This is a genomic window from Cupriavidus pauculus, from assembly GCF_003854935.1.
In the GTDB taxonomy this organism is placed as follows: Bacteria; Pseudomonadota; Gammaproteobacteria; order Burkholderiales; family Burkholderiaceae; genus Cupriavidus; species Cupriavidus pauculus_C.
Map to the genome: position 1 here is coordinate 2,627,431 of NZ_CP033969.1, position 26,285 is coordinate 2,653,715.

At 70.8% G+C, this 26,285-nt stretch carries 17 protein-coding genes; 7 read left to right on the forward strand and 10 right to left on the reverse strand.

Annotation, left to right across the window (positions count from 1 at the left end):
• Positions 1-6: 6 nt before the first annotated feature.
• The gene (locus EHF44_RS13645) at positions 7-1,239 is read left to right on the forward strand and encodes an MFS transporter (protein WP_124684240.1); all 1,233 of its coding nucleotides are present in this window, start codon (positions 7-9) and stop codon (positions 1,237-1,239) included.
• A gap of 4 nt (positions 1,240-1,243) precedes the next feature.
• Here EHF44_RS13645 and EHF44_RS13650 read toward each other — a convergent pair whose 3' ends face one another.
• Positions 1,244-2,953 carry a sigma-54 interaction domain-containing protein gene (locus EHF44_RS13650; RefSeq protein ID WP_437340281.1) on the reverse strand — a complete coding sequence of 570 codons (1,710 nt, stop codon included), beginning with the start codon at positions 2,951-2,953 and terminating at the stop codon, positions 1,244-1,246.
• 174 nt (positions 2,954-3,127) lie between these two features.
• On the opposite strand from EHF44_RS13650, the gene EHF44_RS13655 reads away from it, so the two are divergent.
• From EHF44_RS13655 to EHF44_RS13670, 4 genes are all read left to right on the forward strand, one after another.
• The gene (locus tag EHF44_RS13655) at positions 3,128-4,678 is read left to right on the forward strand and encodes an acyl-CoA carboxylase subunit beta (RefSeq protein ID WP_124684242.1); all 1,551 of its coding nucleotides are present in this window, start codon (positions 3,128-3,130) and stop codon (positions 4,676-4,678) included.
• Between the two features lie 39 nt (positions 4,679-4,717).
• Positions 4,718-8,026, forward strand: a complete 3,309-nt coding sequence (locus EHF44_RS13660; protein ID WP_124684243.1) for an acetyl-CoA carboxylase family protein — start codon at positions 4,718-4,720, stop codon at positions 8,024-8,026.
• Between the two features lie 10 nt (positions 8,027-8,036).
• Entirely contained in the window at positions 8,037-10,484 is a 2,448-nt protein-coding gene (locus tag EHF44_RS13665) for a CaiB/BaiF CoA-transferase family protein (RefSeq protein ID WP_124684244.1), read from the forward strand.
• A gap of 78 nt (positions 10,485-10,562) precedes the next feature.
• Positions 10,563-11,525 (forward strand): Bug family tripartite tricarboxylate transporter substrate binding protein, encoded by a 963-nt coding sequence (locus tag EHF44_RS13670; RefSeq protein WP_437340333.1) that lies wholly within the window; start codon positions 10,563-10,565, stop codon positions 11,523-11,525.
• 9 nt (positions 11,526-11,534) lie between these two features.
• Here the strand turns inward: EHF44_RS13670 and EHF44_RS13675 are convergent, their stop codons facing one another.
• Together EHF44_RS13675 and EHF44_RS13680 are read right to left on the reverse strand one after the other, a co-directional pair.
• A complete protein-coding gene (locus EHF44_RS13675) occupies positions 11,535-13,133 on the reverse strand; it encodes a GMC oxidoreductase (protein WP_124684246.1) in 1,599 nt (532 codons plus the stop codon).
• The gene (locus EHF44_RS13680) at positions 13,130-15,100 is read right to left on the reverse strand and encodes a preprotein translocase subunit YajC (RefSeq protein ID WP_124684247.1); all 1,971 of its coding nucleotides are present in this window, start codon (positions 15,098-15,100) and stop codon (positions 13,130-13,132) included. Before EHF44_RS13680 ends, EHF44_RS13675 begins: the two co-directional genes overlap by 4 nt.
• Positions 15,101-15,188: 88 nt before the next feature.
• On the opposite strand from EHF44_RS13680, the gene EHF44_RS13685 reads away from it, so the two are divergent.
• The gene (locus EHF44_RS13685; RefSeq protein ID WP_124684248.1) at positions 15,189-17,609 is read left to right on the forward strand and encodes a xanthine dehydrogenase family protein molybdopterin-binding subunit; all 2,421 of its coding nucleotides are present in this window, start codon (positions 15,189-15,191) and stop codon (positions 17,607-17,609) included.
• Positions 17,591-18,049, forward strand: coding sequence for a (2Fe-2S)-binding protein (locus EHF44_RS13690; protein WP_124684249.1), 459 nt, complete (start codon positions 17,591-17,593; stop codon positions 18,047-18,049). The genes EHF44_RS13685 and EHF44_RS13690 overlap by 19 nt, the downstream gene beginning before the upstream one ends.
• A gap of 890 nt (positions 18,050-18,939) precedes the next feature.
• On the opposite strand, the gene EHF44_RS13695 is transcribed toward EHF44_RS13690, so the two are convergent.
• The 7 genes from EHF44_RS13695 to EHF44_RS13725 form a co-directional block, all read right to left on the reverse strand.
• Positions 18,940-19,740 carry an enoyl-CoA hydratase/isomerase family protein gene (locus EHF44_RS13695; RefSeq protein ID WP_124684250.1) on the reverse strand — a complete coding sequence of 267 codons (801 nt, stop codon included), beginning with the start codon at positions 19,738-19,740 and terminating at the stop codon, positions 18,940-18,942.
• Complete coding sequence (locus EHF44_RS13700; protein ID WP_124684251.1) at positions 19,737-20,993, reverse strand: CaiB/BaiF CoA transferase family protein; 1,257 nt, start codon at positions 20,991-20,993, stop codon at positions 19,737-19,739. Before EHF44_RS13700 ends, EHF44_RS13695 begins: the two co-directional genes overlap by 4 nt.
• Positions 20,994-21,030: 37 nt before the next feature.
• Entirely contained in the window at positions 21,031-22,011 is a 981-nt protein-coding gene (locus EHF44_RS13705) for a Bug family tripartite tricarboxylate transporter substrate binding protein (RefSeq protein WP_124684252.1), read from the reverse strand.
• Between the two features lie 67 nt (positions 22,012-22,078).
• A complete protein-coding gene (locus EHF44_RS13710) occupies positions 22,079-23,014 on the reverse strand; it encodes a LysR family transcriptional regulator (RefSeq protein WP_253699839.1) in 936 nt (311 codons plus the stop codon).
• A gap of 101 nt (positions 23,015-23,115) precedes the next feature.
• Positions 23,116-23,988 (reverse strand): carbohydrate ABC transporter permease, encoded by an 873-nt coding sequence (locus tag EHF44_RS13715; RefSeq protein ID WP_124684253.1) that lies wholly within the window; start codon positions 23,986-23,988, stop codon positions 23,116-23,118.
• The gene (locus tag EHF44_RS13720; protein ID WP_409559000.1) at positions 23,985-24,836 is read right to left on the reverse strand and encodes a carbohydrate ABC transporter permease; all 852 of its coding nucleotides are present in this window, start codon (positions 24,834-24,836) and stop codon (positions 23,985-23,987) included. The genes EHF44_RS13715 and EHF44_RS13720 overlap by 4 nt, the downstream gene beginning before the upstream one ends.
• A 118-nt stretch (positions 24,837-24,954) precedes the next feature.
• Positions 24,955-26,274, reverse strand: coding sequence for an ABC transporter substrate-binding protein (locus tag EHF44_RS13725; RefSeq protein ID WP_124684254.1), 1,320 nt, complete (start codon positions 26,272-26,274; stop codon positions 24,955-24,957).
• Between the last annotated feature and the right edge of the window lie 11 nt (positions 26,275-26,285).

Below are 26,285 nucleotides of genomic sequence, written 5' to 3' on the forward strand. Positions count from 1 at the left end.
CCCCGTATGTCTCGTCTCGCCGCGCTGCGTCCCGTACTGCCGATCCTGATCGGCGCATCCGTCATGCTGTCGCTGGCCATGGGATTGCGGCAGAGCCTGGGGATCTTCGTGCCGCCGCTGACGCGCGACATCGGCATCTCGGTGGGCGACTTCACGATTGCCGTGGCGGTGCAGAACCTGACCTGGGGGCTGCTGCAGCCCTTTGCCGGCGCGCTGGCCGTGCGCACCGGCTTCCGGCCGCTGATGGTCGGCGGATCGCTGCTGTACCTGGTCGGGCTGGTGCTGCTGGCCACGTCGCAGGGGCTGTGGGCCGTCATCCTGGGCGGCGGCGTGCTGATCGGCATGGCGATGGCCAGCACCGGCACGGCGATGGCGATGGCCGCCGCGTCCAGCGCGGTCAACGCCCAGGTGCGCAGCCTCGTGCTGGGTTGCGTGTCGGCGTCGGGCTCGCTCGGCGCGATGATCGCGGCGCCGCTGGGGCAGGCCATCACCGGTAGCTGGGGCTGGCGCATCGGGCTGGTGTCGTTCGTGGTGCTGGCGCTGATCATGGTGCCGGCCGCGTGGCATGGCGGCCGGGTCGACACGGTGCGCGTGGCGCCCGGGCCCGCGCAGGCCGGCCAGAGCGGGCGCCAGGCGCTGATGGCGGCGCTGCGGCACCCGCCGTTCGTGGTCATGGCGCTGGCGTACACCATCTGCGGCATGCAGCTGGTCTTCCTGACCACGCACCTGCCGGCCTACCTGGACGTCTGCGGCATGGACCCGATGCTGTCAGCCAAGGCGCTCGGCCTGATCGGCGGCTTCAACGTGCTGGGCAGCCTGTTCTTCGGCTGGGCCGGCGGGCGCGTCAACAAGCTGCTGCTGCTCGGCGGCATCTACATCTGCCGGTCGATCGGCTTCGTCTGGTTCTTCCACACGCTGCCGACGCCCGAAAGCACGATGGTCTTTTCCGCGGTGATGGGCTTCCTGTGGCTCGGCGTCTCGCCGCTGGTGCAGGGCTGGATCGCCCAGACGTTCGGCCTGCGCTGGCAGGCGATGATTGCCGGCGTGGCGTTCTTCAGCCACCAGATCGGCAGCTTCATCGGCGCGTTCGGCGGCGGCTGGCTCTACGACCTGATGCACAACTACACGCTGGCCTGGAAGGTCGGCGCCGCGCTGGGGCTGACCATGGGGCTGATCCAGATCGCGTTTGCCTACATCGGCCGGACCCAGACGCCGCGCTGGGTGCCGGCCGCCGAGTAGCCGCCTAGCGCGACGAATCCCCGCCGCCGCGCTCCAGAATCTTGTACAGGTGCGAACGCGAGATGCCGAGCTGCGCGGCGGCCCGTTTCTTGTTGCCGCCGTGGCGGGCAATCGCGTCGAGCACGGCCGCGTGCGCCACGTCGCGCAGCGCGCCGGCCGGGTCATGGGCGATGGGCGAGACGGGCAGGGGAGCGTCGGGCAGCGCCTCGGTGGCGCCGGCATCGGGCTCGGGCGACAACGGCACGATCGACAGCCCGCGCGCCGCGTCGCCGCGTGCGAAATCGGCCACGCGCAGCAGCCGGCCGTCGCAGAACACCAGCGCCTCTTCCACCCGCTGGCGTAGCTGGCGGACATTGCCGGGCCACGGCTGGCCGGCCAGATAGCGCGGCACGTCGTGGTCGATGCGCGGCGCCGGCATGCCATTGCGCGCGCAGAACGCCTCCACGAAGTGCTGGAGCAGGGCCGGAATGTCCTCGCGCCGCTGCCGCAGCGCCGGAATGCGCAGCACCACGCCACTAAGCCGGTAGTAGAGGTCCAGCCGAAAGCGGCCCGCGTCGATCAGCGCCGGGATGTCGCGGTTGGTCGCCGACACCAGCCGGAAATCCACGCGCCGGGGCCGCCCGCTGCCCAGCCGCTCGACCATGTGGTCCTCCAGCACGCGCAGCAGCTTGACCTGCATCTCCATCGGGATATCGGCCACCTCGTCCAGGAACACGGTGCCGCCGGCCGCCAGTTCGAGCTTGCCAGCCTGACCCTGCCGCTTGCTGCCCGTAAACGCGCCCGGCGCATGGCCGAACAGTTCCGATTCGATCAACGTCGCGGGCAGCGCGGCCAGGTTCAGGCTCACCAGCGGCCGGGCGCCGGCCGTTTCCTGCCCGGCGTTGTGGATGGCCCGCGCCACCAGTTCCTTGCCTGTGCCGCTTTCGCCCAGGATCAGCACCGGCACGTCCAGCGGGGCCACGGTCTGGATTTCGCGTCGCAGCCGCTGCATCGGCGCGCTTTCGCCAATCAGCCCCAGCGTGGACTGCCGCTCGCGCAGCCCTTCGAACTCGCGCTGGTAGCGCGCCACCTCCGAGCGCAGCTCGGACAATTCCTTGTGCAGCCGCACCAGTTCCTCGGGCCCCTTGAACATCACCTGCCCGATGGCGCCCACCACCTCGCCGCGCGCGCGGATCGGTATCCGGTTGACCACGCGCGTGGCGCCGTTCAGTTGCTGGAGCTGGCCGATCTCGGCCTTGCCGGTCGCCGCCACCTGCGGCAGCCGCGAATTCGGTATCACGTCGGCCGCCGGCCGGCCCGTCCCGGCGCCGCGCTCGATGCCAAGAAATTTCTCGTGGACGGGGCTGATAAAGCGCACCCGCCCGGCGCGGTCGACCACGGTGATGGCCTGGTACGGATCGTTGAGGAAGTAGTCGAGGATGGCGCCCGCAAAGGGCACGGTGCCGAGGAAGTCGAACAGCGTGGCGTGCGTGTCGGCCGCGTGGATCAGGATCAAGCGGTGCCGCGCGTCTTCCAGCGCCACGCCCACGTACCGGGCGTCACCCGCGGCCAGCGGGAACAGCCGGCGGCCATCGCCCGCGTCGGTGGCCGTGGCCAGCGCCGCCTGCGCGGCATCGGCCAGGGCCGGATCGGCGCACAGGCCGATGGCGGCCACCCGCGCGCCGTCGATCGTGCAGATCAGCGCGCCAAGTGGCTGTGTCGTCTCCAAGGACACCGGTGTCTCCAGTCGTGTCCGTCGTGCGGACACTGTTATGTCGTCGTGGGGGACATCGTAGCGGCGCGTCCGGAAATACACAATGAAATCAACGGCCCGGGCGGGCCGCCAAATGCGCCCGATGGCTGGCATGGGTCGTGCGACTGTCTTCGGAAACATCCGAGCGGAGACAGCGTGAGTTGGCAACCCGAAGTCGATGAACTGGCCTATCGGCGCCGCCTGGCGGCGCGCATGGGCGGCGAGGACAAGGTGGCGCGGCACCGGCAGGCCGGCAAGCTCACGGTGCGCGAACGCGTGGACGCGCTGGCCGACGCCGGCTCGTTCCGCGAGGTGGGCGGCCTGAGCGGCAGCGGCCGGTACGACGGCAACGGCCGGCTGGTCGACCTGGTGCCGTCCAACCTCGTGATGGGCCGCGCGCGGGTCGACGGCCGGCCCGTGGTGCTGGTCGGCGACGACTTCACGGTGCGCGGCGGCGCCAACGACGGCGCGGTGGGCGACAAGCTCGTCCATGCCGAGAAAATGGCCCACGACCTGCGCCTGCCGATGATCCGGCTGGTCGACGGCACGGGCGGCGGCGGGTCCGTGCGCAATATCGAGATCAAGGGCCACACGCTGATTCCGACCATGAAGGTCTGGCAGCACGTGGTGGAGAACATGGCGACGGTGCCCGTGGTGTCGCTGGCGCTGGGGTCGGTGGCCGGCATGGGCGCCGCGCGCGTGGCGTCGAGCCATTACTCGGTGATGGTGCGCGAGACCTCGCAACTGTTCAACGAAGGGCCGCCGTCGGTAGAGGCCCGCGTCGGCCAGACGCTGAGCAAGAACGAGCTGGGCGGCAGCCAGATCCACACGCGCAACGGCGTGGTCGACGACGAGGTGCCCACCGAGCACGAGGCCTTCGCGCGGGCCCGGCGCTTTCTGTCGTACCTGCCGGCGTCGGTCCACGCGCTGCCGCCGCGTGCCGAGCCGGCCGCCGACACCGCGCGCCGCGACGACTGGCTGCTCGGCGCCATCCCGCGCCAGCCGGGCGGCGACTATGCCATCCGGCCCATCGTCGAAACCGTGGTCGATGCCGATTCGTTCTTCGAGACCGGCGCGCAGTGGGGCCGCGCCGTCGTCACCGGGCTGGCGCGGCTCGACGGCTGGCCCGTGGCCGTGATCGCGAGCGACCCGGCCGTCGACGGCGGCAGCTGGGACCGCGACGCCGCCGAGAAATTCACGCGCTTTGTCGACCTGGCGCAGACCTTCCACCTGCCGGTCGTGCATCTGGTCGACACGATGGGCCTGCAGGTCGGCCGCGAGGCCGAGCAGGCCGGCATCATGCGCCACGGCGTGCGCGCGCTGGCGGCGGTCTACCAGGCCACGGTGCCGTGGTGCTCGGTGATCCTGCGGCGCGCCTATGGCGTGTCGGCAGCCGGCCACCAGCACATGGGCCGCTTCAACTTCCGTTATGCGTGGCCGTCGGCCAACTGGGGCGCGCTGCCGATCGAGGGCGGGCTGGAGGTGGCCTACAAGGCCGAGATCGAGGGCGCCGACGACCCCGTGCAGAAGCGTGCCGAGATCGAACAGCGCGTGCGCAGCCTGACCTCGCCGTTCCGCAGCGCCGAGGCGTTCGTCATCGAGGACATCATCGACCCGCGCGATACCCGCGCGCTGCTCTGCGAATTTGCCAACCTGGCCGCGCCGCTGCGCGAGCCGGGCGTCAGCCGTTTTGGCATCCGGCCCTGAGCCGGGGCGCCGTATCAACAAGAACCACAGGAGACCACCTTGAAGAAGCTGCTGATCGCCAACCGGGGCGAAATCGCGCTGCGCGTGCTGCGCGCCGCGCGCGACCTCGATATCGCCACCGTGGCCGTGTACGCGCAGGACGACGCCAGCGCGCTGCACCGCGTGCTGGCCGACGAGGCCGTGGCGCTCGACGGCAGCGGGCCGGCCGCCTACATCGACATCGCCGGCATCGTCGCCGCGGCGCGCGCCACGGGCTGCGACGCCGTGCACCCCGGCTACGGCTTCCTGAGCGAGCGGGCGGACTTTGCGCAGGCGTGCCAGGACGCCGGCATCCGCTTTGTCGGGCCCGACGTGGCCCATCTGGCGCTGTTCGGCGACAAGGGCCGCGCGCTGGAACTGGCCGTGCAGTGCGACGTGCCGGTCATGCCGTCGACGCCCGGCGGCGCGTCGCTGGAAGACATCGGCCGCTTCTTCGACGCGCAGGACGGCGCCGGCGTGGTCATCAAGGCCGTGGGCGGCGGGGGCGGGCGCGGCATGCGCGTGGTGCGCCGCCGCGAGGACCTGGCCGAAGCCTACGCGCGCTGCCGCTCCGAGGCGGCGTCCGCGTTCGGCATCGACGCGCTGTACGCCGAGCGGCTGGTGGCGCGGGCGCGCCATATCGAAGTGCAGATCGTCGGCGACGGCAGCGCGGTCGTGGCGCTGGGCGAGCGCGACTGCACGCTGCAGCGCCGCTTCCAGAAGCTGGTGGAAATCGCGCCGAGCCCGGTGCTCAAGCCCGCGCTGCGCGAGCAGATCGTCAAGTCGGCGCTGCGGCTGGCGCGGCGCGTGAACTACCGCAGCCTGGGGACGTTCGAGTTCCTGGTGGAGGAAACCGACGCGGGCGAGCAGCGCGATGTCGTGTTCATCGAAGCCAATCCGCGCCTGCAGGTGGAGCACACGATCACCGAGCAGGTGACCGGCGTGGATCTGGTGGCCGTGCAGCTTGGCGTGGCCGCCGGCCGCACGCTGGCCGACCTGGGGCTGGACCCCGCCGCGCCGCCGCAGCCGCGCGGCTACGCGGTGCAGGTGCGCGTGAACGCCGAGATGACCGACGCGCAGGGCATGGCGCGCCCCGCGCATGGCCGGCTGGAGCGCTTTGACGCGCCGTCCGGGCCCGATGTCCGCGTCGATACCCACGCCTACACCGGCTACGAGCCGTCGCCAAACTTCGACACGCTCCTGGCCAAGCTGATCGTCAGCAGCGCGGCGCCCACGTTCGAGGCCGTGGTGCGGCGCCTGCAGCGCAGCCTGGCCGAATTCCGCATCGTCGGCGTGCCGACCAACCTGCACCTGCTGCGCGCGCTGGTCCAGCGCGACGACTTCCTGCGGCAGGACATCCACACCCGCCATTTCGAGGCCATCCTGCCCGAACTGACGCAGGCCGCTGACGGCATCGCTGAGGCCGGCCGGGCGCAGGACGCGCTGCTGGGCGGCACCCACCGCCCGGCCACGCCGCGCGCCAGCGAGCCCGAGGAACAGATCGGCGAAGGGCTGGTGGCCGTGCGCGCGCCGCTGACGGGCCGCGTGGTCGAGCTGTCGGTCCGGCTCAACGACACGGTACGGCCCGGCCAGACCGTGGCCGTGCTCGACGCGATGAAGATGGAGCACACGATCGTCGCCGAATGCGGCGGCCGCGTGGTGGACCTGCGGCTGGACAAGAACGCGCTGGCCGCCGAGAACCAGGTGCTGATCGTGCTGGAGCCGGGCGAGGCAGCCGGCGGCGCCGATGACGCCGCCCAGGCCCACGACCCGCACGCGATCCGCCCCGACCTGCAGCGCGTGCTGGACCGCCACGCGTTTCTCTACGACGCGGCGCGGCCCGACGCGGTGGCGCGGCGCCGGTCGCGCGGCCAGCGCACGGCGCGCGAGAACATCGCCGACCTGTGCGACGCGGACACCTTTGTCGAGTACGGCGGGCTGGCGCTGGCCGCGCAGGCGTCGCGCCGCAGCAAGGACGACCTGATCGCCAACGCCCCGGCCGACGGGCTGATTACCGGCATCGGCAACATCAACGGCGCGCTGGTCGGCGCGGACCGCGCCCGCAGCGCCGTGATGGCGTACGACGCCACGGTCATGGCCGGCACGCAGGGCAAGCGCAACCACGTCAAGACCGACCGCATCGTGGAGGTGGCGCTGCGCGACGAACTGCCGCTGGTGCTGTTTGGCGAAGGCGGCGGCGGGCGGCCGGGCGACGTCGATATCCCGTCGGTGTCCGGCCTCTACCAGCCGTCGTTTGCCGCGTTCGCGGAACTGAGCGGGCAGGTGCCGGTGGTGGGCGTGGTCTCCGGCCGCTGCTTCGCGGGCAACGCGGCGTTCGTGGGCTGCTGCGATGTGATCATCGCCGACAGGTCCGCCAATATCGGCATGGCCGGCCCGGCGATGATCGAAGGCGGCGGGCTGGGCGTGTACCGGCCCGAGGACGTGGGCCCGGCGCCGGTGCAGTTTGCCAACGGCGTGATCGACATCCTGGTCGACAACGAGGCCGAGGCCACGCGCGCCGCACGGCACTACCTGTCGATGTTCCAGGGCCGTGTGGCGGACTGGAGCGCGCCGAGCCCGCTGGACCTGCGCCACGTGGTGCCCGAGAACCGGCTGCGCGTCTATGACACGCGCAAGGCCATCGAAGGCATTGCCGACGTGGGCACGGTGCTGATGCTGCGCGGCGGCTTTGGCTCGGGCATCCACACGGCGCTGGCGCGCGTGGAGGGGCGGCCGGTGGGCATCATGGCCAACAACCCGTACCACCTGGGCGGGGCCATCGACGCCGACGCGGCCGACAAGGCGTCGCGCTTCATGCAGCTTTGCGACGCGCACGGCCTGCCGATCGTCTCGCTGATCGACACGCCGGGGTTCATGGTCGGCCCCGAGGTGGAGGCGCGGGCGCAGGTGCGGCACGTGTCGCGCATGTTCCTGACGGCCGCCAAGCTGCGCGTGGCGCTGCTGGCGGTGACGCTGCGCAAGGGCTACGGGCTGGGCGCGATGGCCATGGCCGGCGGCGGCTTCCGCTCGGCCAGCTTCACGATCTCGTGGCCCACCGGCGAGTTCGGGCCGATGGGGCTGGAAGGCGCCGTGCGCCTGGGCTTCAAGAAGGAGCTGGAGGCGGTGCCGGACGGCCCCGAGCGCAAGGCGCTGTTCGACCGGCTGGTGGCGCAATCGTACGAGCGCGGCCATGCGATCAACACCGCGGCGGCTGTCGAGATCGACGCCGTGATCGACCCGGCCGAGACACGGCGCTGGATCGCCCAGGGCATCGCCTCGGCCGAACTGCGGGGCAGCCGTGCCCGCCGTGGCTTTGTCGACGCCTGGTAAGGGGGCCATCATGACCCGACCCCAACCCGATCCGTCGCAACTGGCGCTGGCCGGCCTGCGCGTGCTGGAAATCGGCAGCGGCCCGGCCGTGGCCTACGCGGGCAAGCTGTTCGCCGATTTTGGTGCCGAGGTGGTCAAGGCCGAGCCACCCGCTGGCGATGCCTGGCGCCAGATGCCGCCGCTGGTGGACGTGCCCGGCCATTCGCAGCCAGAGAGCGCACTGTTCGCCTGGCTCAATACGAACAAGCGCAGCGTGATGGCCCGCCCGGGGCACGCCGGCGACGATGCGTGGCTGGCCGCGCTGGCAGGCACCTGCGACGTCGTGCTCGACGCCCGCGCGCTGGACGCCGGCCCGGACGTGCCCGCCATCCTCGAACCATCGGCCGGGCACATGCCGGTGCAGGTGGTGCTGACGTGGTTCGGCGAGGACGGCCCATACAGCGGCTTTGCCGGGTCCGAGGCCATCTGCCGCGCGCTGGCCGGCGCGGTGCACGGCAGCGGGCCGGTGGAAGGCCCGCCGCATATGCCGCACGACCTGCAGACGGCCATCGCCGTGGGGCTGAGCGCGTTCTCGGCGGCTGTGGCCGGGCTGATCGGCACGGCGGGGCGCCGCTACGTGCTGAGCGTGCACGAGTGCGTGTTCAGCGTGGTGGAGATGGAAGCGGGAATGGTGCAGGACAAGCGCCATCCGCTGCGCCGGCTGGGTGTGAACCGGTTCTGCGGCACCCATCCGGGCGGCATCTACGAGACCGCCGACGGGTGGATCGGCATCTTCACGCACACGCTGCCGCAATGGCAGGCGCTGTGCACGGCCATCGGCCGCGAGGACCTGGCCGACGACCCGGCCTATGCCAGCGGGCCCGAGCGCATGGCGCGGGCCGATGCGATCGACGCGATCCTGGTGCCCGCGTTCCGCACGCGCACGGCGGCCCAGTGGTTCCAGCGGCTGGCCGACCTCAAGCATCCGGCCGTGGTGGTGCCCGACATGCGCACGCTGCTGGATCAAGCCGTGCACCGCGAGCGCGGCGCGTTCGTGCCGGTGACGCTGGACGGCGTCACCTTCGAGGGCCCGGTGGTGCCGTTTCCGCTGGGCGACGCCGGCCCGCTGCCCGGTGGCCCGGCGCCCGCGCTGGGCGCCCACGACGGACTGTACCGCCGCGCCGGGCTGGACCACGTGCCGCGCCATCGGCCGCCACCCGCCGTTGACGACGCGATGCCGCTGCGGGGCCTGCGCATCGTCGACCTGACGATGGGGTGGGCCGGCCCGCTGGCTGCCCGCACGCTGGCCGACTTCGGCGCGGAAATCATCAAGGTGGAAAGCACCGGCTACCCGGACTGGTGGCGCGGCGCCATCTTCAACGAGGCGTTCTACCGCGACCGCGTCTACGAGAAGAACACCAATTTCAACCTGATGAACCGCAACAAGCTCGGCATCACGCTGGACCTGACGCAGCCCGACGGCAAGGCGCTGCTGCTGGACCTGGTGGCACAGGCCGATGCCGTGATCGAAAACTACTCGGCCGAGGTGCTGCCCAAGCTCGGGCTCGACTACGCGGCGCTGCGCGCGCGCAATCCCCGGCTGGTGATGCTGTCGATGCCGGCGTTCGGGCTTGGCAACGCCTGGAGCAACACCCGCGCGTACGGCGGCACGCTGGAACAGGCCAGCGGGCTGCCGCTGTACACGGGCCACCCGGACGGCGGCCCGGCCATGACGTCGTACGCCTATGGCGACCCGGTTGGCGGGCTCAACGGCGGCGCGGCCATCCTGCTGGCGCTGTTCGCGCAGCGGGCCACGGGGCGGGGGCGGCACGTGAACCTGTCGCAGGTGGAGGCGATGCTGCCGATGACGGCGCCGTACCTGATCGAACAGTCGGTGGCCGGCTCCGTATCGCCCCGGCAGGGCAACCGCCATCCGCTCAACGTGCCGCACGGCATCTACCGCTGCGCGGGCGACGACGCGTGGATCGCGCTGACCGCCACCGACGGCCAGTGGCCGGCGCTGTGCCAGGCCATCGGCCGCAACGATCTGGCGATGGACCCGACGCTGGCCGACGGCGCCGGCCGCCGCGCCGCGCACGACCGCATTGACGACGCCATCGGCCAGTGGTCCCGCACGCGCGATGCCGACGCGGCCATGCAGCAGCTCCAGCGGGCCGGCATCGCGGCGGGCGTGGTGCGGCCGATGTGGCAGGTGCTGGACGACCCGCACCTGCGGGCGCGCGGCTTCTGGCAGCAGGTGGAGCGCGCGCACGTGGGCCGCTACATCGCCAGCACGGCGTGGTTCCGCACCGGGCCCGGGCCGGTGCCCACCCGCAGCGTCTCGCCGACGCTGGGCCAGCACACCGACGCGGTACTGGCGCGCGTGCTGGGGCTGCCGCCTGAACGGCTGGCGGACCTGGCGCGGCGCGGCATCACCGGCCAGGACGCCCGGCCCAAGGGCGCGAAGATTCCCGCGTAGCGACGCACCGCCAGACACCACGACAAACAGACAGGAGACAACATGAACAAGCGACAAGTACTGCAAGCCGGCGCCGCGATGCTGCTGGCCGGCGCGATGACCGGCGCAATGACCGGCCCGGTGGCCGCGCAGGGCACGAACTGGCCGACCAAGCCGATCCGGCTGATCGTGCCGTTCCCGGCGGGATCGTTTACGGACACGGCGGCCCGCGTGGTGTCGGACCGCCTGACCAAGGCGCTGGGGCAGCCCGTGGTGGTCGAGAACAAGGCCGGCGCCAACGGGCTGATCGGCGTGGGCGAGGTGGCGCGCGCCGCGCCGGACGGCTACACGCTGATGGTGACCAATTCCAGCAGCATCACGATCAACCCGAACCTGTACAAGAAGAGCACCTACAAGACCCGGGACTTTGCCCCGGTGACGCTGATCCTGGAGGCGCCGTTCATCCTCGTGACCAACCCGGAATGGTCGCAGAAGCACGCGGTGGCGTCGGTGCCGGACCTCGTGCGCTACGCCGGCCAGCACCCAGGCAAGATCAGCTACGGCTCGGCCGGGCCCGGCAATATCGCGCACCTGAGCTTTGCGATGCTGAACAACCGCGCCAGGGTGTCGACCACGCACGTGCCGTACAAGTCGTCGGCGGCGGCCCAGCTTGCCGTCATCAGCGGCGAGCTGGACACCACGTTCGACACCTGGACCGCGCTGCCGCAGATCAAGGCCGGCAAGCTCAAGCCGATTGCGGTGAGCGCCACCAAGCGCATGACCCAGTTGCCGGACGTGCCGACCGTCGAGGAAGCGGGCCTGAAGCCGTTCAACGCCACGTTCTGGATTGGGCTGCTGGCCCCGGCCGGCACGCCGCAGCCGGTGGTGCAAAAGCTCAACGCGGTGATGCGCGGCCTGCTGGACGACGACAAGGCCCGCTCGGCGCTGAGCCAGCAGGGCGACGTGGTCATGATCGGGCCCGACGAGTACGCCAGGCGCATCGAGAAGGAAGAGGCGGAATGGGCCGCCGTGATCCAGCGCGAGGCCATCACGCTGGACTGACGCGCCGCCCTACGCCTCGCGCAGCAGCAGCGCCACGTTGCGCTCGGCCAGCGCGGCAATCGTGCGCGACGGGTTGAGCCCCAGCGCGCGCGGCACGATGGCGCCGTCCATCACGTAGAGCCCGGTGTAGCCGAAGACGCGCCCGTGGGAATCGACCACGCCGTCTTCGGCGCTGCGCCCCATGTTGCAGCCGCCCAGCGGGTGCGGCGTGACGAGGTTGCGGAGCAGGCGCCACGTGGGCGGCACCCACGGATTGCCGCCCGTGGCGGCCGACAGCAGCCGGTGCGCCGCGATCATCGACTCGATCACGGCCTCCGACGGCTCGTGCCGCCAGCTCATCTCCAGCGTCTGCCGCCACGGCGCGTACCACTTGCGGCAGAGCCGTAGCTGGCCGTCGCCGGGGTCCACGCCCTGGCCGAACCACGGCATCATCGTCTCCAGCGGGTCGCCGTCGTCGACCAGCCCGCCAATCTCGCGCCACAGCGCGCGCAGCCGGCCGCGCCGCGTGCGGCGCATCTGGCGCCGGATGTAGTTGCGCGCGATGTTCGGGATGCCGCCGTCTTCAACAAAGAGCGCCTGCCCGTTCGGCGCGCTGCCGTCGAGCAGGTCGATCACGGCCGAGATTGTCACGCCATGCGACGGCGACACCATGCGGCCCGGATAGAACGCCGGGGTCACGAAATCGCCGTTGTGGGCCCAGCCGTAACCGAGCCGCGCCGACAGCCGGGGCAGCGTGCGATGCGTGTCGCGGCAGCGCAGCAGCAGCTCGGTGCTGCCGATGGAGCCGGCGGCCACGATCACGCGCGCGGCCGTGACCTCGCCGGGGGTGCGGGATTGCGCCACCGGGTCGATCTGGTCGAAGCGCACGCGCCAGCCATCGGCCAGCGGTTCCAGCCGCTGCACCAGATGCAGCGGGCGGATTTCCGCGCCATGGTCCTCGGCCACGGCCAGGTAGTTGAGGTCGAGCGTGTTCTTGGCCAGCACCTGGCAGCCGACGTCGCAGTTGCCGCAGTGGACGCAGGTGCCTTGCCAGCGGCCGTGCGCGTTCTGGAACGGGCGCGACTGGTGGTCTTCCCGCGCGCCGGGCAGGTCGGGGTGCCAGTCGTCGCGGAAGCTCACGGCCAGCGGCAGCTTGCGAAAGCGGTCGCCCCAGCCGCAGGCGTGCGCGGCTTCTTCCACCAGCCGCGCGCGCGGGCTCAGTTGCGCGTCGGGCACGGGCGCGACGGCCAGCATCTCGCCGACCATGTCGTACCAGGGCTGCAGCGTGGCGTGGCCGATATCGTCGGGCCAGCCCCAGGCAAACGTGCGCGGCGGCGCCTCGACCGACACGTTGGCATAGATCAGCGAGCCACCGCCCACGCCCGCGCCGGCAATCACCCAGATATCGGAAAACGTCCGCACGTCGGCCCAGCCGCTGAAGCGCTGCGGCTGCTTCTGGTTCCAGAGCCACGGGTCGTTGTCGCCGCGCGGAAAGGTCTCCGGCGTCCAGCGCCGCCCGCGTTCCAGCACCAGCACGCGCTGGCCCGCCTGCGCCAGCCGGCAGGCCGCCACGGCGCCGCCAAAGCCGCTGCCGACGATCACCGTGTCGTACGGATGCGGCCCGCTCATGGCGCGGCTCCGGTGCGGCGGATCACGATGGGCGGCTCGGTGCGCGCCAGCGCGTCCGGCGGCCACGGCTCGCCCGCATCGGGCACGAAGCGCGGCCCGCTGGCGGCTGGCGTCGCGGCCACGCGCCACGTGCGGCCCATGCGGTTCAGCCGCTCCAGGCCCGGCCCGAGCTTCCAGTGGCGGCACACCTTTTCCAGCTTGAGCGGATGGATGGTCAGCGTGTCGGCGTCGAAGCGCATGCGCAGTAAGCTCTTGTAGTCGGCAATCGACTGCGACGAGAACACTTCCTCGGCGTGCAGGCCCCAGAGCTGGTTGGCGATGACCATCCAGACGCCGAACAGCAGGCCGCCGAGCACGCCACCGGCGAAGAGCGTCTGCGCCAGCAGCAGCGGCAGCATCCAGCCGTCGTCGGCATGCAGGCCCCACACGTGCAGGTTGAGCCGGGCCAGCGCCCAGAACAGCCCGGCCGCCAGCGCCACGTGCAGCAGGCCGTGCAGCGCGCCCACCAGCCCGGCCAGCGACACCGCGCTGCGCGTGCCGCGCGTCGACAGCGCCGCGAAGAACGCCATCACGGCCACGGCGAATGCCACCGACGCCGGGCTGTTCGCCAGCGTCATCCACAGCGCGCGCCACGCATCGCCCAGGCTGGCCGGGGCGATGGGCAGCGCCGCCAGCGTCTGCATCAGGCTCTGGCCCGGCGGCGCGGTGGCGCGGCTGGCGCTCTGGACAATCCAGTTGAACAGGAAGCAGATGGCCGCGAACAGCGTGCACAGGCCGACGTTGCGCACGGGTAGCTGCCACGCGCGGTTGCGCAGGGTCCGCGACGTGTCGCGGTCCGGATAGGCGGCGCCGGCCAGCACGTAGCGCTGCCGTGTGCGGCCGATCGCCACCGGCTCCGGCGACGCCGGCAACTGGTGCGTGCCGTGCAGGAACGCGCCCCCGCCCCCGCACGTGACGCGCTCCGGCCCCGTGGTGCCGGCCTCCGGCGTGTAGCGTGCGTAGTGGTGCTTGTCGCCGGCCAGTACCGCGACCAGATGGTCGCCCAGCAGCCGCTCGATGCGGCTCAGGCTGCGAAAGCGCGGCGTGCGTGTCTCGGTCGACGGAAACGCGCGGCGCCGGGTGCGCGACAGCCGCTCCATCTCGTCGATCCAGCTCGGCTCGGGCGTGCACAGCACCACGCGGTCGCCCGGTGCCAGCCGGTCGTGCATGGCCTTGAAGTAGTCGAACTGCTGGCGGTCGATCTCGGATTCGAGCTGCAGGTCCAGCCCCCAGATCCACCAGCCATGCGGCAGTTGCAGGACGTAGTAGCTGGTGCGCTGGCGGGTCTGCCAGCCGCCCACCGGCGCGCCCGTGCAGAACAGTTGCGCAAAGCCGCGCAGGCCGTCGTACCAGTCGTGGTTGCCGGGCGTGGCAACCATCAGCGGCGCGCCGGGGACGGCAATCGCGGCCTCGCTGTTGCCGGCGGCGTCGGGCGGCAGCGGGGCAGGGCAGGCGGCGCGGAATGGGTCCAGAAAGCGTGTGCGATAGCCGCCGTGCGCGGGCGTGGGGTAGACCTGGTCGCCGCCCAGCAGCAGCACTTGCGCGCGCGGCAGCGTGACGCCATCGGCCGCCAGCCGCGCCGGGTGGCTCGCGCAGAGCGCCATCGAATAGGTGGAGTGCCAGCCGTCGCCGGTATCGGCCAGGTAGTCGACCCACACGGCGCCGTCCGGCGCGTTGGCGGTGACGGGAATCGGCGGGTTGGTGGCGACGGGGTTCAGCGCGGCCTGGACCGCGCGGGCATCGGCAAACGCGCCGATGGTGCGCGCCACGGTGACGCGCACGGCCGTCCTGAGCAGTTGCAGGGGGCTGAGCCAGTTGACCATCGGCTCATGCGTGTACAGCTCCACGCGGCGCGTGGTGGCTGGCGGCGCGGCGGTGGCGGGGGCGGCCGATGGCGCCGCGGGGCCCGCTTCCTCGTTCGCAAGCATCGTCGACCTCCCCCGGGTGGCAGGCGCCTCGCAGTTATCGATCGCATCACCTAATATAGGTGATCGCAAGATCGATTTGCAGATCATCATGCTGAGTCGCAGAGCGTTCCTTGTGGGCGGCGCCGGCGCGGTGGGCGCTGGCGCGCTCGTGGTGGGCTGGCTGGTGCTGCGCCCCGACGACCGGCTTGATGCACGCCGGCCGCCGCGCGTGCCGGAGCCGGCCGTGCCGCTGAACGGCTGGGTTGCCATCGGCACCGACAACGCCGTGACCATCGTCATGTGCAAGGCCGAGATGGGGCAGGGCATCCACACCGCCGCCGCGATGCTGCTGGCCGACGAACTGGGCGCCGACTGGCGCCAGGTGCGCGTGGTGCAGTCGCCGCTGGACACGCTCTACGTCAACCGCGAGAACCTGGGCGCCGGCCTGCCGTACCGGCACGACGACAAGCGGCTGCATGCGGAACTGGCGCGCGACCTGTCGCGCCGGGTGTCGCGGTATTTCGGGTCGATGGTCACGGGCGGTTCCACCAGCATCCGCGACCTGTGGCTGCCGATGCGCGAGGCCGGTGCGTCGGCGCGCGAGATGCTCTGCACCGCCGCCGCGCGCCAGTGGTCCGTGCCGGCCCGCGAGTGCGTGGCGCAGGCCGGCACCGTGCGGCACATGGCCTCCGAGCGCTCGGCAACCTTTGGCGCGCTGGTCACGGCGGCCCGCGATCTTGCCCATCTCGAACATCCCCGGCTCAAGGACGCCGCGTCGTTCACGCTGATCGGCCAGCGCATCCGGCGCATCGAGACCGCGCCAAAGCTCGACGGCAGCCTGCGCTTCGGCATCGACGTGGTGCCCGCCGAACTGGCGCGCGACGTCGGCGCAACCGGGCCGCTCGACCTGCGCTACGCGAGCGTGCTGATGTGCCCGACGCTGGGCGGCAAGTACAAGGGCCGCGAGGTGAAGTTTGCGCGGCCGGCCGGCGTGCACGACTGCTTTCCCGTGGATGGCTACAACGGCGGCACCGGCGGCGTGGCCGTGATTGCCGACAACCCGTTCATCGCCATGCGCGCGCTGTGCGACCTGCGCGTGGCGCCCGACCAGTGGGACCACGGCCCGGCCGCGCAGTGGAACAGCGCCCGGGTGCGCGAGACGCTGGTGGCGGCGCTGGACGAAGGCGGCGCGCGCAAGTACTACCGCGCCGGCGACGCCGACGCCGTGATCCGCCAGACCGCGGAGAAGGGCGGCAAGGTGCTGCACATGCAGTACGAGGTGCCCTACCTGGCGCACGGCGCGCTGGAGCCGATCAACTGCACCGCACTCGTGCGCGACGGGCGCGCCACGGTCTGGGTATCCACGCAGGTGCCGCAGGCCGCGCGGGCCGCCGTGGCCGGCGCGCTGGACCTGGACGCCGACGACGTCGTGATCCACGAGCGGTTCCTGGGCGGCGGATTCGGGCGGCGGCTGGAGGTGGACTACGCGGCGCAGGCCGCCGTGATCGCGGCGCGCGCGCCGGGCAAGGCCGTGCAGACGATCTGGTCGCGCCCGCAGGACATGGCGCACGACTTCTACCGCCCGGCCTGCGTGTCGCGCTTCAGCGGCGTGCTGGACGACAAGGGCAACCTGGTGGCCTGGCGCGCGGCGTCGGCCAGCCAGTCGGTGTCCGGGCAGGCGCTGGCGCGCACGTACGGCCTGCCGCACGCCATCGCCCGCGTGCTGCCCGACGCCACGATGGCCGAGGGCGCATTCGACCAGCCCTACGAATGCGCCAACGTCGAGGTCAGCCACCGGCGCGTGGCGCTGCCGATTCCGGTGGGCTACTGGCGCTCGGTCGGCCATTCGCACCAGGCGTTCTTCGTCGAATCGTTCCTGGACGAGATGGCGGCAGCCGCCGGCAAGGACCCGATCCAGTTCCGCATCAGCCTGCTCAAGTCGCCGGCCCACCATCGCCATGTGGCGGTGCTGCGGCGGCTGGCCGAGCTGTCGGGCTGGAAGCGGCCCGTGGTGTGGAAGCAGGGCGGCCAGCGCCTGGCGCGCGGCATGGCGCTGCATGAATCGTTCGGCAGCATCGTGGGGCAGGTGGCCGAGGTGCGCAGCGACCCGGTGCACGGCTGGCGCGTGACGCGCGTGTTCTGCGTGGTGGACTGTGGCGTGGCCGTCAATCCGGACCTGGTGGTGCAGCAGATGGAAAGCGGCATCGTGTTCGGGCTGTCGGCGGCCATGCAGCAGGCGGTCACGATCCGCGACGGGCAGGTGCAGCAGCACTACTTCAGCGAGGTGCCGCTGATCGACATGGAGACCTGCCCGGACATCGTCACGCACGTGATGGCCAGCCCGGCCAAGGTGCCGTACGGCGTGGGCGAGGCCGGCACGCCGCCGATTGCGCCCGCCGTGGCCAACGCCGTGGCGGCGCTGACCGGCCAGCGCGTCTACACGCTGCCGCTGCGGCCGCCACCGGCGCTGCCGGCCGGCGAGGAACTGTGGGAGGGCGACCGATGGTGCAAGTGGTGCAAGTCACTGTGAACGGCACGACCGTCGACGTGCGGTCCGCCCCGGAAACGCCGCTGCTGTGGGTGCTGCGCTGCGAACTGGGCCTGACCGGCACGAAGTTCGGCTGCGGCATCGGCGTCTGCGGCGCGTGCACGGTGTTCGTCGGCAAGGAGGCAAGGCCGTCGTGCCGCGAGCCGGTCAGGCAGCTACAGGGCGCGTCCGTGACGACCATCGAGGGCCTGCGCGGCCCCGTGGCCGACGCGCTGCGGCAGGCGTGGACCGACTGCGACGTCGTGCAGTGCGGCTACTGCCAGAGCGCCCAGCTGATCGCGGCCGCAGCGCTGCTGGCCCGCCGCCGCGCGCCAACGGACAAGGAAATCGACGCGGCAATGAAGGACATCGTGTGCCGCTGCGGCACGTATCCACGAATCCGCAAGGCGATCAAGCAGGCGGCGGGGGCTTTGCGGGGGTAGGTATTCTGGTTTCCCTTTTCCGATTGCGGGAGAGGCGTTAGGGCCGGCGTGTCAAGTTGCGATGGTGGCAATTTGCACCGCCATGCCCTCACCCCCGGCCCCTCTCCCGCAGGGCGGGAGAGGGGAGAAAACCGTCGGGCCTTGCATACTGGTTTTTGATTCCCCTCTCCCGCTTGCGGGAGAGGGGTTAGGGGTGAGGGCCGGCGCGTCAAGTTGCGATAGTGGCAATTTTCACCGCCATGCCCTCACCCCCGGCCCCTCTCCCGCAGAGCGGGAGAGGGGAGCAAACCGTCGGGCCTTGCGTACTGGTTTCCCTCTCCGCGCGCGGGAGAGTGGCGCAAAACCATCAGCCCTCGCGTATTGATTCCCCTCTCCCGCTTGCGGGAGAGGGGTTAGGGGAGAGGGCCGGCGCGTCAAGTTGCGATAGTGGCAATTTGCACCGCCATGCCCTCACCCCCGGCCCCTCTCCCGCAGGGCGGGAGAGGGGAGAAAACCGTCGGGCCTTGCATACTGGTTTTTGATTCCCCTCTCCCGCTTGCGGGAGAGGGGTTAGGGGTGAGGTCCGGCGTGTCCATTTGCGATGGTGGCAATTTGCACCGCCATGCCCTCTCCCCCGGCCCCTCTCCCGCAGGGCGGGAGAGGGGAGAAAACCGTTAGCCGTTGCGTACTGGTTTCCCTCTCCGCGTGCGGGAGAGTGGCGCAAAACCATCAGCCCTCGCGTACTGATTCCCCTCTCCCGCTTGCGGGAGAGGGGTTAGGGGAGAGGGCCGGCGCGTCAAGTTGCGATGGTGGCAATTTGCATCGCCATACCCTCACCCCCGGCCCCTCTCCGGCAGGGCGGAAGAGGGGAGCAAAACCGCGAGGGCAATCCCGGTTGACCAGTACAGTCGCTACTTCCCACCCCACACCGGCGCCCGCTTTTCCACAAACGCCGTCACCCCCTCCCTGAAGTCTTCGCTGCCGTAGCAGCGGCGGACCAGGTCGTCGGTGTCGGCGATGGCGGTCACGGTCTGGCGGCGCAGGGCTTCCTTGACCACCTGTTGCGTGACCGGTGCCAGTTTGGCCAGGCGCTCGCACAGCGCGGCGGTTTCTGCGTCGATTGCGGCCGCTGGGTGGACCGCTTCCAGGAAGCCGCAGGCCAGCGCGGCGTCGGCGTCCAGGATCTGGGCCAGCAGCAGCATGCGGCGCACGGGCTGCAGGCCCCATGCGGCGCGCAGTTTGGCCAGGTTCAGCGCCGACAGCGTGTTGCCTAGCGTGCGCGCGATGGGCACGCCGAAGCGCGCGTTGGGCGTGGCCAGCCGGAAGTCGCATGCGGTGGCGATGGCCAGGCCGCCGCCCACGCACCAGCCGTCGACCACGGCCACGGTGGGCATCGGCAGCGCTTCGACCAGGCCGATGCCGGCGTCGATCTGTTCCTCGTAGTGGATGCCGTCGTCGCCGGTGGTGAACGCGCGGAACTGGGCGATGTCGGTGCCCGCCACGAACGCCTCGCCGCCGGCGCCGCGCATCACCACCACGCGGATGCCGGCGCCGCCCGGGCCTGCCAGATCGCGGCAGTGCTTGCCTAGCTGTTCGTACATCGCCCACGTCATGGCGTTGCGGGCGGCCGGGCGGTCGAACGTCAGCGTGGCGACCTGTCCCTGGACGGCCAGCGTGACCTGGCCGCTGTCCGGCGGCGGGGTCGCGCTCATGCCCCGAACGCGCCGGCTGCCGCCAGCGCCTCCTTCTCGTCGTGGCCGATGCCCAGCTCGGCCAGCACCTCGTCGGTATGCTGGCCCAGCAGCGGCGGATGCCGGCGCACCTGCTGCGGCGTGCCGCCCATCTTCACGGCGAAGCCGATGTTCGGCACCTTGCCCTCGATCGGATGGTCGATCTCGATGCGCATCTGGCGGTGCCGGCCGTGCTCGCTGTCGAACGCCTGCGGGTAGGTCAGGATCGGGCCGGCCGGGATGCCGACTTCCAGCAGCGTCTCGATCCAGTAGTCGCTCGGCTTCTGGCCGAACGTCTGCTCCAGTTCGGCGATCAGCGCCGGGCGGTTGGCCAGCCGCAGCGCCACCGTGGCAAAGCGTTCGTCGGCCAGCAGGTCCTGCCGGTCCAGCGTGTTGCACAGCAGCTGCCACAGCTTCTGGTTGGTCGCCCCCATCACGAAATGGCCGTCCGACGCCTGCATGGCCTGGTAGGGCGCGCTCATGCGGTTGGCCGTGCCCAGCGGCTCGGGCTCGCGGCCCGTGCCCCAGTATTCGGCGCTGTCCCAGACCGAGAACGCCAGCGCCGAGTCGAACAGCGACGCATCGACGTACTGGCCCTTGCCGGTTTCCTTCGCGCCGATGTAGGCGGCCAGCATGCCGTAGGTGGCGAACAGCGCGCAGCCGATATCGGCCACGGGCACGCCGCACTTGACCGGGGCGTCGCCCGGGTAGCCGGTCACGCTCATCACGCCGGACATGGCCTGCGCCATCAGGTCGAAGCCGGGGCGCTTGGCCCACGGGCCGGTCTGGCCGAAGCCGGAGATGCTGACGTAGACCAGCCGCGGGTTGATGCTGGCGAGCGTGTCGTAGTCGATGCCCAGCCGCTTCATCACGCCGGGCCGGTAGTTTTCGACCAGGATGTCGGCCGATTCGGCCAGCCGGTAGAGCACCTGGCGGCCGGCCTCGCTCTTGAGGTCCAGCGTCACGCTGCGCTTGTTGCGGTTCATGTTCAGGAACCCCATGCTGTCCGGGCCCTTCATCTTGAAGCCCATGGCGCCGCGCGTCTGGTCGCCGCCGTCGGGCGGCTCCACCTTGATCACGTCGGCGCCCAGGTCGGCCAGCAGCATGCAGGCGTACGGGCCGGCCATCACCTGGCAGACGTCGAGCACGCGCACGCCGGCCAGCGGCAGCGGGCGGTCGCCGTCCTGGCTGGCGTTGGCGGATGCGGTAGCGGAGGAAGTATCGAAAGGCGTCATCGGGAAGCGTCCGGGAAAGAAGGTTGGGCGGCGTGCGTCAGGCTTCGGCCTTGACGCCGGCCTGTTTCACGACCTTGCCCCACTTGCTGGCTTCGGCCGCGATGAAGGCGCCGAACTGCTGGCTGGAGCCGCCCGAGTCTTCGGCGCCGAAGCTGCGCAGTTTCTCGGCCACGTCCGGCATGGCCAGCGCCTTGTTGACGTCCTGGTTCATGCGCTGGACCAGCGCGGGCGGCATGCCCTTGGGGCCGACCAGCCCGTACCACGAGGCGGCGTCCAGGCCGGGAAAGCCCGATTCGGCCAGCGTCGGCACGTTGGGATGGCTGGCGGCGCGCTTCAGGCGCGTCTGGGCGATGGCGATGACCTTGCCCTGGGCGATGAACGGCGTGGCAGCGGTCATCGTGTCGAATGCGTAGTCGATCTGGCCGCCTAGAAGGTCGGCGATCAGCGGGCCGGAGCCCTTGTACGGCACGTGCACGACATCGAGCTTGGCCTGCAGGCGAAAGAGTTCCAGCGCCAGATGCTGCGCGGAGCCGATGCCCGACGAGCCGAACGAGATCTGGCCCGGCTTCTTGCGGCACAGCGCGACGATGTCGGCTACGCTGCGCACCTTCTGCTCGGGGCGGCAGGTCAGCATGTTGGGCGTCACGCCGACCATCGAGATCGGCGAGAAATCGGCTACCGGGTCGTACTTGACGTCAAGCAGCGCGGGACCGATGGCGTGGCTGTTGACGTGCGCCATCAGCAGCGTGGTGCCGTCGGCGGGCTGCTTGGCCACGTAGGCCGCGGCAATCGCGCCGGTGGCGCCGGGCTTGTTCTCCACCACCACGCTGGTGTTCCACATCATGCCGAGCTTCTGGCCGATTACGCGCGCCAGCACGTCGGTGCCGCCACCGGGGGCAAAACCCACGACAATGCGCACCGGGCCGGGCATGTCGGCGGCGCGGGCCAGGGTGGGTAGCGCCAGGCTGGGCACGGCCAGGCCGGCCGCCGCCCCGAGAAGGAACTGTCTGCGCTGCATGAAGTGTCTCCGTCATAGGCATCGTTATGGTGCCGATGATGCGGAAAGCGGCCAGCGCGGGCTATCGCTATTTGGGGATTTCAGGTTTCGCATTTTGCGCAAGCACCGCCAGCACGCCGATGGCGGCCGACGACAGCGCATCGGCCGGCCGGTGGCAGATCACGAACTGGCGCCCGGCCCAGGGCTCGGCGATGGCCAGCCGCACGAAGCGGCTGCCGGCGGCGATTTCCGCCGCGATGGCCTGCGGCATCACGCCCACGCCCAGGCTCTGGGCCACCAGCGCGGCGATGCTGTCGAAGCCGCCCACGCGCATGCGCATGCGCGGCACGCGGCCGGCTTCCTCGGCCAGCCGGTCGAGCGTGATCGAAATGGCCGAGCTTTCGCCCAGCGTGATCAGGTCGCAGTCCAGGATATCGGCCAGCGTCACCTTGCGCCGCCGCGCCAGCGGGTGGCCGCGCGCGACGACCAGTTCGAGCCGGTCGCTGCGGTAGGGCGCCGTGGGCAGGTCCACCATGCCCAGGCTGCCTTCGTAGATGCCGATGTCGACGGTGCCGCGCCGCAGCGCCTGCTGGACTTCCTGGCTGTTCATTTCCTGCAGGTCCACGCGCACGCCGGGGCAGACCGTGGCGCAGCGCTGGATATCGAACGGCAGGAACTGGATGACGGCGGACTTGGGCGCCGCCACGCGCACCACGCCCAGGTCGCCGCCGACGAACGACGCGGCGTCGTCCTGCATGCGCTGCACGGTGTGCGTGATGCCACGCGCGTGGGCCAGCAGCGCGCGGCCGGCCTCGGTCAGCGCCATGCCGTGCGGCAGCCGCTCGAACAGGGCCACGCCAAGCTGGGCTTCCAGCTCCAGCACGCGCCGCGACGCCGCCGCCGCGGCCAGGTGCAGCCGCTCGGCGCCCCGCGTGATGCTGCCGAGTTCGGCCACGGCGATGAAAAGCTGGACGGTGGTCAGGTCGAAATGCAGGCGGGCAGGGCGCAGCGGCGGCAGGGTCACGAGGGGCGGAAGCGGAGCGGAGGGCCCGGCGATTGTGCCTGCCGGCGGCGGCCGGTGTCTATTGGGCTTCTCCCGGCCGCCAGGAGCCTAATGCGCCACTTCTATTCCTTGACCGCCCCGGTCATGCCCGACACGTAGTACTCGACGAAGAACGAGTAGACCACCGCCACCGGCAGCGATCCCAGCAGCGCGCCGGCCATCAGCGCGCCCCAGTGGTAGACATCGCCTTCCACCAGTTCGGTGACGATGCCCACCGGCACGGTCTTGACCTCGGACGACGAGATGAAGGTCAGCGCGTAGATGAACTCGTTCCACGACAGCGTGAACGCGAAGATGCCGGCCGAGATCAGCCCCGGCACCGCCAGCGGCAGGATGATCTTGACCAGGATCTCCCAGCGCGTGGCGCCGTCGATCAGCGCGCATTCCTCCAGTTCGTACGGGATGGAGCGGAAATAGCCCATCAGCAGCCATGTGCAGAACGGGATCAGGAAGGTGGGGTAGGTCAGGATCAGCGCCCAGCGCGTGTCGAACAGGCCAAGCTGGAACACGATGGACGCCAGCGGGATGAACAGGATCGACGGCGGGATCAGGTAGGCCAGGAAGATGGCCAGCCCGGTCTGCCGCGCGCCCTGAAAGCGCAGCCGCTCGATGGCGTAGGCCGCCAGCACGCTGGCCGCCAGCGACGCGAACGTCGATACCGTCGACACGATGACCGTGTTCAGCAGCCACGCCGGATAGGGCGTGTTGAATAGCAGTTTCTTGAAATGCGCCAGCGTCGGCGCCATCACCACGAACGGGTTGGCGGTCTGCATCAGCAGTTCGCCGTCGGGCTTGAACGCCGTGATGCCCATCCAGTAGAACGGAAACAGCAGCACGAACAGGAAGATGCCGATGGGGATGTAGAGCGTCACCCAGCGCCGGGGCACCGACTGCAGGTACTCCATGCCTTGCGATTCGTTCTCGGCCGCCTTCATTTGTCGCCTCCCTGTTGCCAGGCACGCCGCTGGAGCCCGAAGTACGAGAACAGGATGGCCGCCAGCAGGAACGGCACCATCATCGTCGCCAGCGCCGCGCCTTCGCCCAGCGAGCCGCCGGGGATGGCGCGCTGGAACGACAGCGTGGCCATCAGGTGCGTGGCGTTGAGCGGGCCGCCGCGCGTGAGCACGTAGATGAGCTGGAAGTCCGTGAACGTGAACAGCACCGAGAACGTCATCACCACGGCGATGATCGGCGTCAGCAGCGGCAGCGTGACGTAGCGGAACTGCTGCCACGGCGTGACGCCGTCGATGGACGCCGCCTCGTACAGCGACGGCGGGATGGTCTGCAGCCCGGCCAGCAGCGAGATGGCCACGAACGGGATGCCGCGCCAGACGTTGGCGGCAATCGTCGACAGGCGCGCCAGCCATGGGTCGCCCAGGAAGTCGATGTAGCGGTCGATCAGGCCCAGCTTGACCAGCGTCCAGCTGATGACCGAGAACTGCGCGTCGTAGATCCACCAGAACGCCAGCGCGGACAGGGCCGTCGGCACGATCCACGGCAGCAGCACCACGGCGCGGAAGAACGACTTGAACGGCAGGTTGCGGTTCAGCAGCAGCGCCAGCCAGAGCCCGAGCGCGAACTTCAGCACGCTGGCCACCAGCGTGTAGAAGATGGTGTTGAAGAGCGCGAGCTGGGTGACCGAATCGCCCGCCAGGTAGGTGAAGTTATCGAGCCCGATCCAGGCGCCGGGCCGGCCGATCTTGGCATCGGTGAAGCCCAGCCAGACGCCCAGCCCGAGCGGGTAGGTCAGGAAGACCACCAGCAGCAGCGCGGTGGGCAGCATGAACAGCAGCCCCAGCGCGTGGCGGTTGTCGGACAGCCGGCCCAGCAGCGGGCGCCGGGCCGGCTCGGCAGGGGGCCGCCGCGAGGCGGGCGGCGTCGCAGCGGTGTCCGGCATCGCGTCAGCCCTTGTAGTAGCGTTCGGCGCGCTGGGCGGCGCGGGCGGCGGCTTCCTTCGGCGTCTTGGCGCCGCTGGCGGCCTCGGCCACCATGTCGAGCACGATGTAGTCGGCCATGGCGGCGGCCGACGCGGTGCCCAGCGGGCCGGCGTGGCCGTTGTCGAGCATCAGCGACGCGGCGTCGCGGTAGACGGTGTGCTTGGGGTCGGCCGTCCAGATCGGGTTCGACTCGTACGCCTTGAGCGGCTGGCTGACGTAGCCGATGGCGGCCTCCATCCAAGGGTTGTACTGCTCGGGCTCCATCATGAACTGCAGGAACGCCTTGGCCGCGTTCGGGTACTTGCAGTACTTGAAGATCATCATCTGGGTAATCTGCATCAGCTCGGTGGGCTTGCCGCTCTTGCCGATGGGAAAGTGGGCGTGCTGGATGTCCTTGGCCATCTCCTGCAGCTTCGGCTCCTTCGAGTTCTTGGCCGCGTAGTAGACCGAGATGCCGTTGGCGGTCAGGCTGACCTGCCCGTCCAGGAACGCCTTGTTGTTGGACGGGTCCTGCCACGACAGCGTGCCCGGCACGAAGGTGGCGTAGAGCTGCTTGGCGTATTCCAGCGCGGCCCAGGTTTCCGGCGAATTGACCACCACCTTGCCCTTGGTGTCGACCAGCATGCCGCCGTGCGACCACAGCAGCCAGTGCGCCCAGTTGTTGCCGTCGCCCACGGCCTTGCCCAGCGCGAAGCCCGGCGGCGTGCCTTTGGCCTTGAGCGCCTGGCACAGCTTCAGAAAGCCGGCCGTGTCCTTGGGGATGGCGTCGAAGCCGGCCGCCTTGACGTGGCTTTCGCGGTAGACCAGCGCGTTGCCCACCACGCCCAGCGGCAGCGCGATCCACTTGCCGCCGTGCATGCCGTATTTCTTGCAGACGTCGTACCAGCCGCCGTGCTTGTTGCCCAGGTAGGTGGCCACGTCGGTCACGTCGACGAGCTTGTCGGGGTACTGCTGCGGGTCGTCGAACCAGCCCAGCACGATGTCCGGCCCGGTGCCCACGCTGGCCGCCACGGCCGCCTTGGGCCGCACGTCTTCCCAGCCTTCGTTGTCGATGCGCACCTCCACGCCGGTCAGGTCCTGGAATTTCTTGGCGTTGGCGGTCCAGAGGTCCTCGTCGCCCTGCACAAAGCGCTTCCAGCGCAGCACGCGCAGCTTGGCGCCGGCCTCGGGCTTGTACTGGAGCTGGGTGGCGGCGTGGGCCGGCGTGCCGAGCGCGGTGGTGGCGGCCACGGCTGCCGTCGATACCAGGAAATCGCGTCGGGTGAAGTTTCCGGAATGGCTCATGGCTGGGTCTC

Bases quoted from the DNA above. Each gene is read 5' to 3' on its own strand.
- EHF44_RS13680 (WP_124684247.1), bottom strand. From the start codon at position 15,100: ATGCTTGCGAACGAGGAAGCGGGCCCCGCGGCGCCATCGGCCGCCCCC.
- EHF44_RS13720 (WP_409559000.1), bottom strand. From the start codon at position 24,836: ATGCTGCCCACCGCGCTGCTGCTGGTGGTCTTCCTGACCTACCCGCTC.
- EHF44_RS13685 (WP_124684248.1), top strand. From the start codon at position 15,189: ATGCTGAGTCGCAGAGCGTTCCTTGTGGGCGGCGCCGGCGCGGTGGGC.
- EHF44_RS13665 (WP_124684244.1), top strand. From the start codon at position 8,037: ATGACCCGACCCCAACCCGATCCGTCGCAACTGGCGCTGGCCGGCCTG.
- EHF44_RS13715 (WP_124684253.1), bottom strand. From the start codon at position 23,988: ATGAAGGCGGCCGAGAACGAATCGCAAGGCATGGAGTACCTGCAGTCG.
- EHF44_RS13695 (WP_124684250.1), bottom strand. From the start codon at position 19,740: ATGAGCGCGACCCCGCCGCCGGACAGCGGCCAGGTCACGCTGGCCGTC.
- EHF44_RS13670 (WP_437340333.1), top strand. From the start codon at position 10,563: ATGCTGCTGGCCGGCGCGATGACCGGCGCAATGACCGGCCCGGTGGCC.
- EHF44_RS13645 (WP_124684240.1), top strand. From the start codon at position 7: ATGTCTCGTCTCGCCGCGCTGCGTCCCGTACTGCCGATCCTGATCGGC.
- EHF44_RS13725 (WP_124684254.1), bottom strand. From the start codon at position 26,274: ATGAGCCATTCCGGAAACTTCACCCGACGCGATTTCCTGGTATCGACG.
- EHF44_RS13675 (WP_124684246.1), bottom strand. From the start codon at position 13,133: ATGAGCGGGCCGCATCCGTACGACACGGTGATCGTCGGCAGCGGCTTT.
- EHF44_RS13705 (WP_124684252.1), bottom strand. From the start codon at position 22,011: ATGCAGCGCAGACAGTTCCTTCTCGGGGCGGCGGCCGGCCTGGCCGTG.
- EHF44_RS13700 (WP_124684251.1), bottom strand. From the start codon at position 20,993: ATGACGCCTTTCGATACTTCCTCCGCTACCGCATCCGCCAACGCCAGC.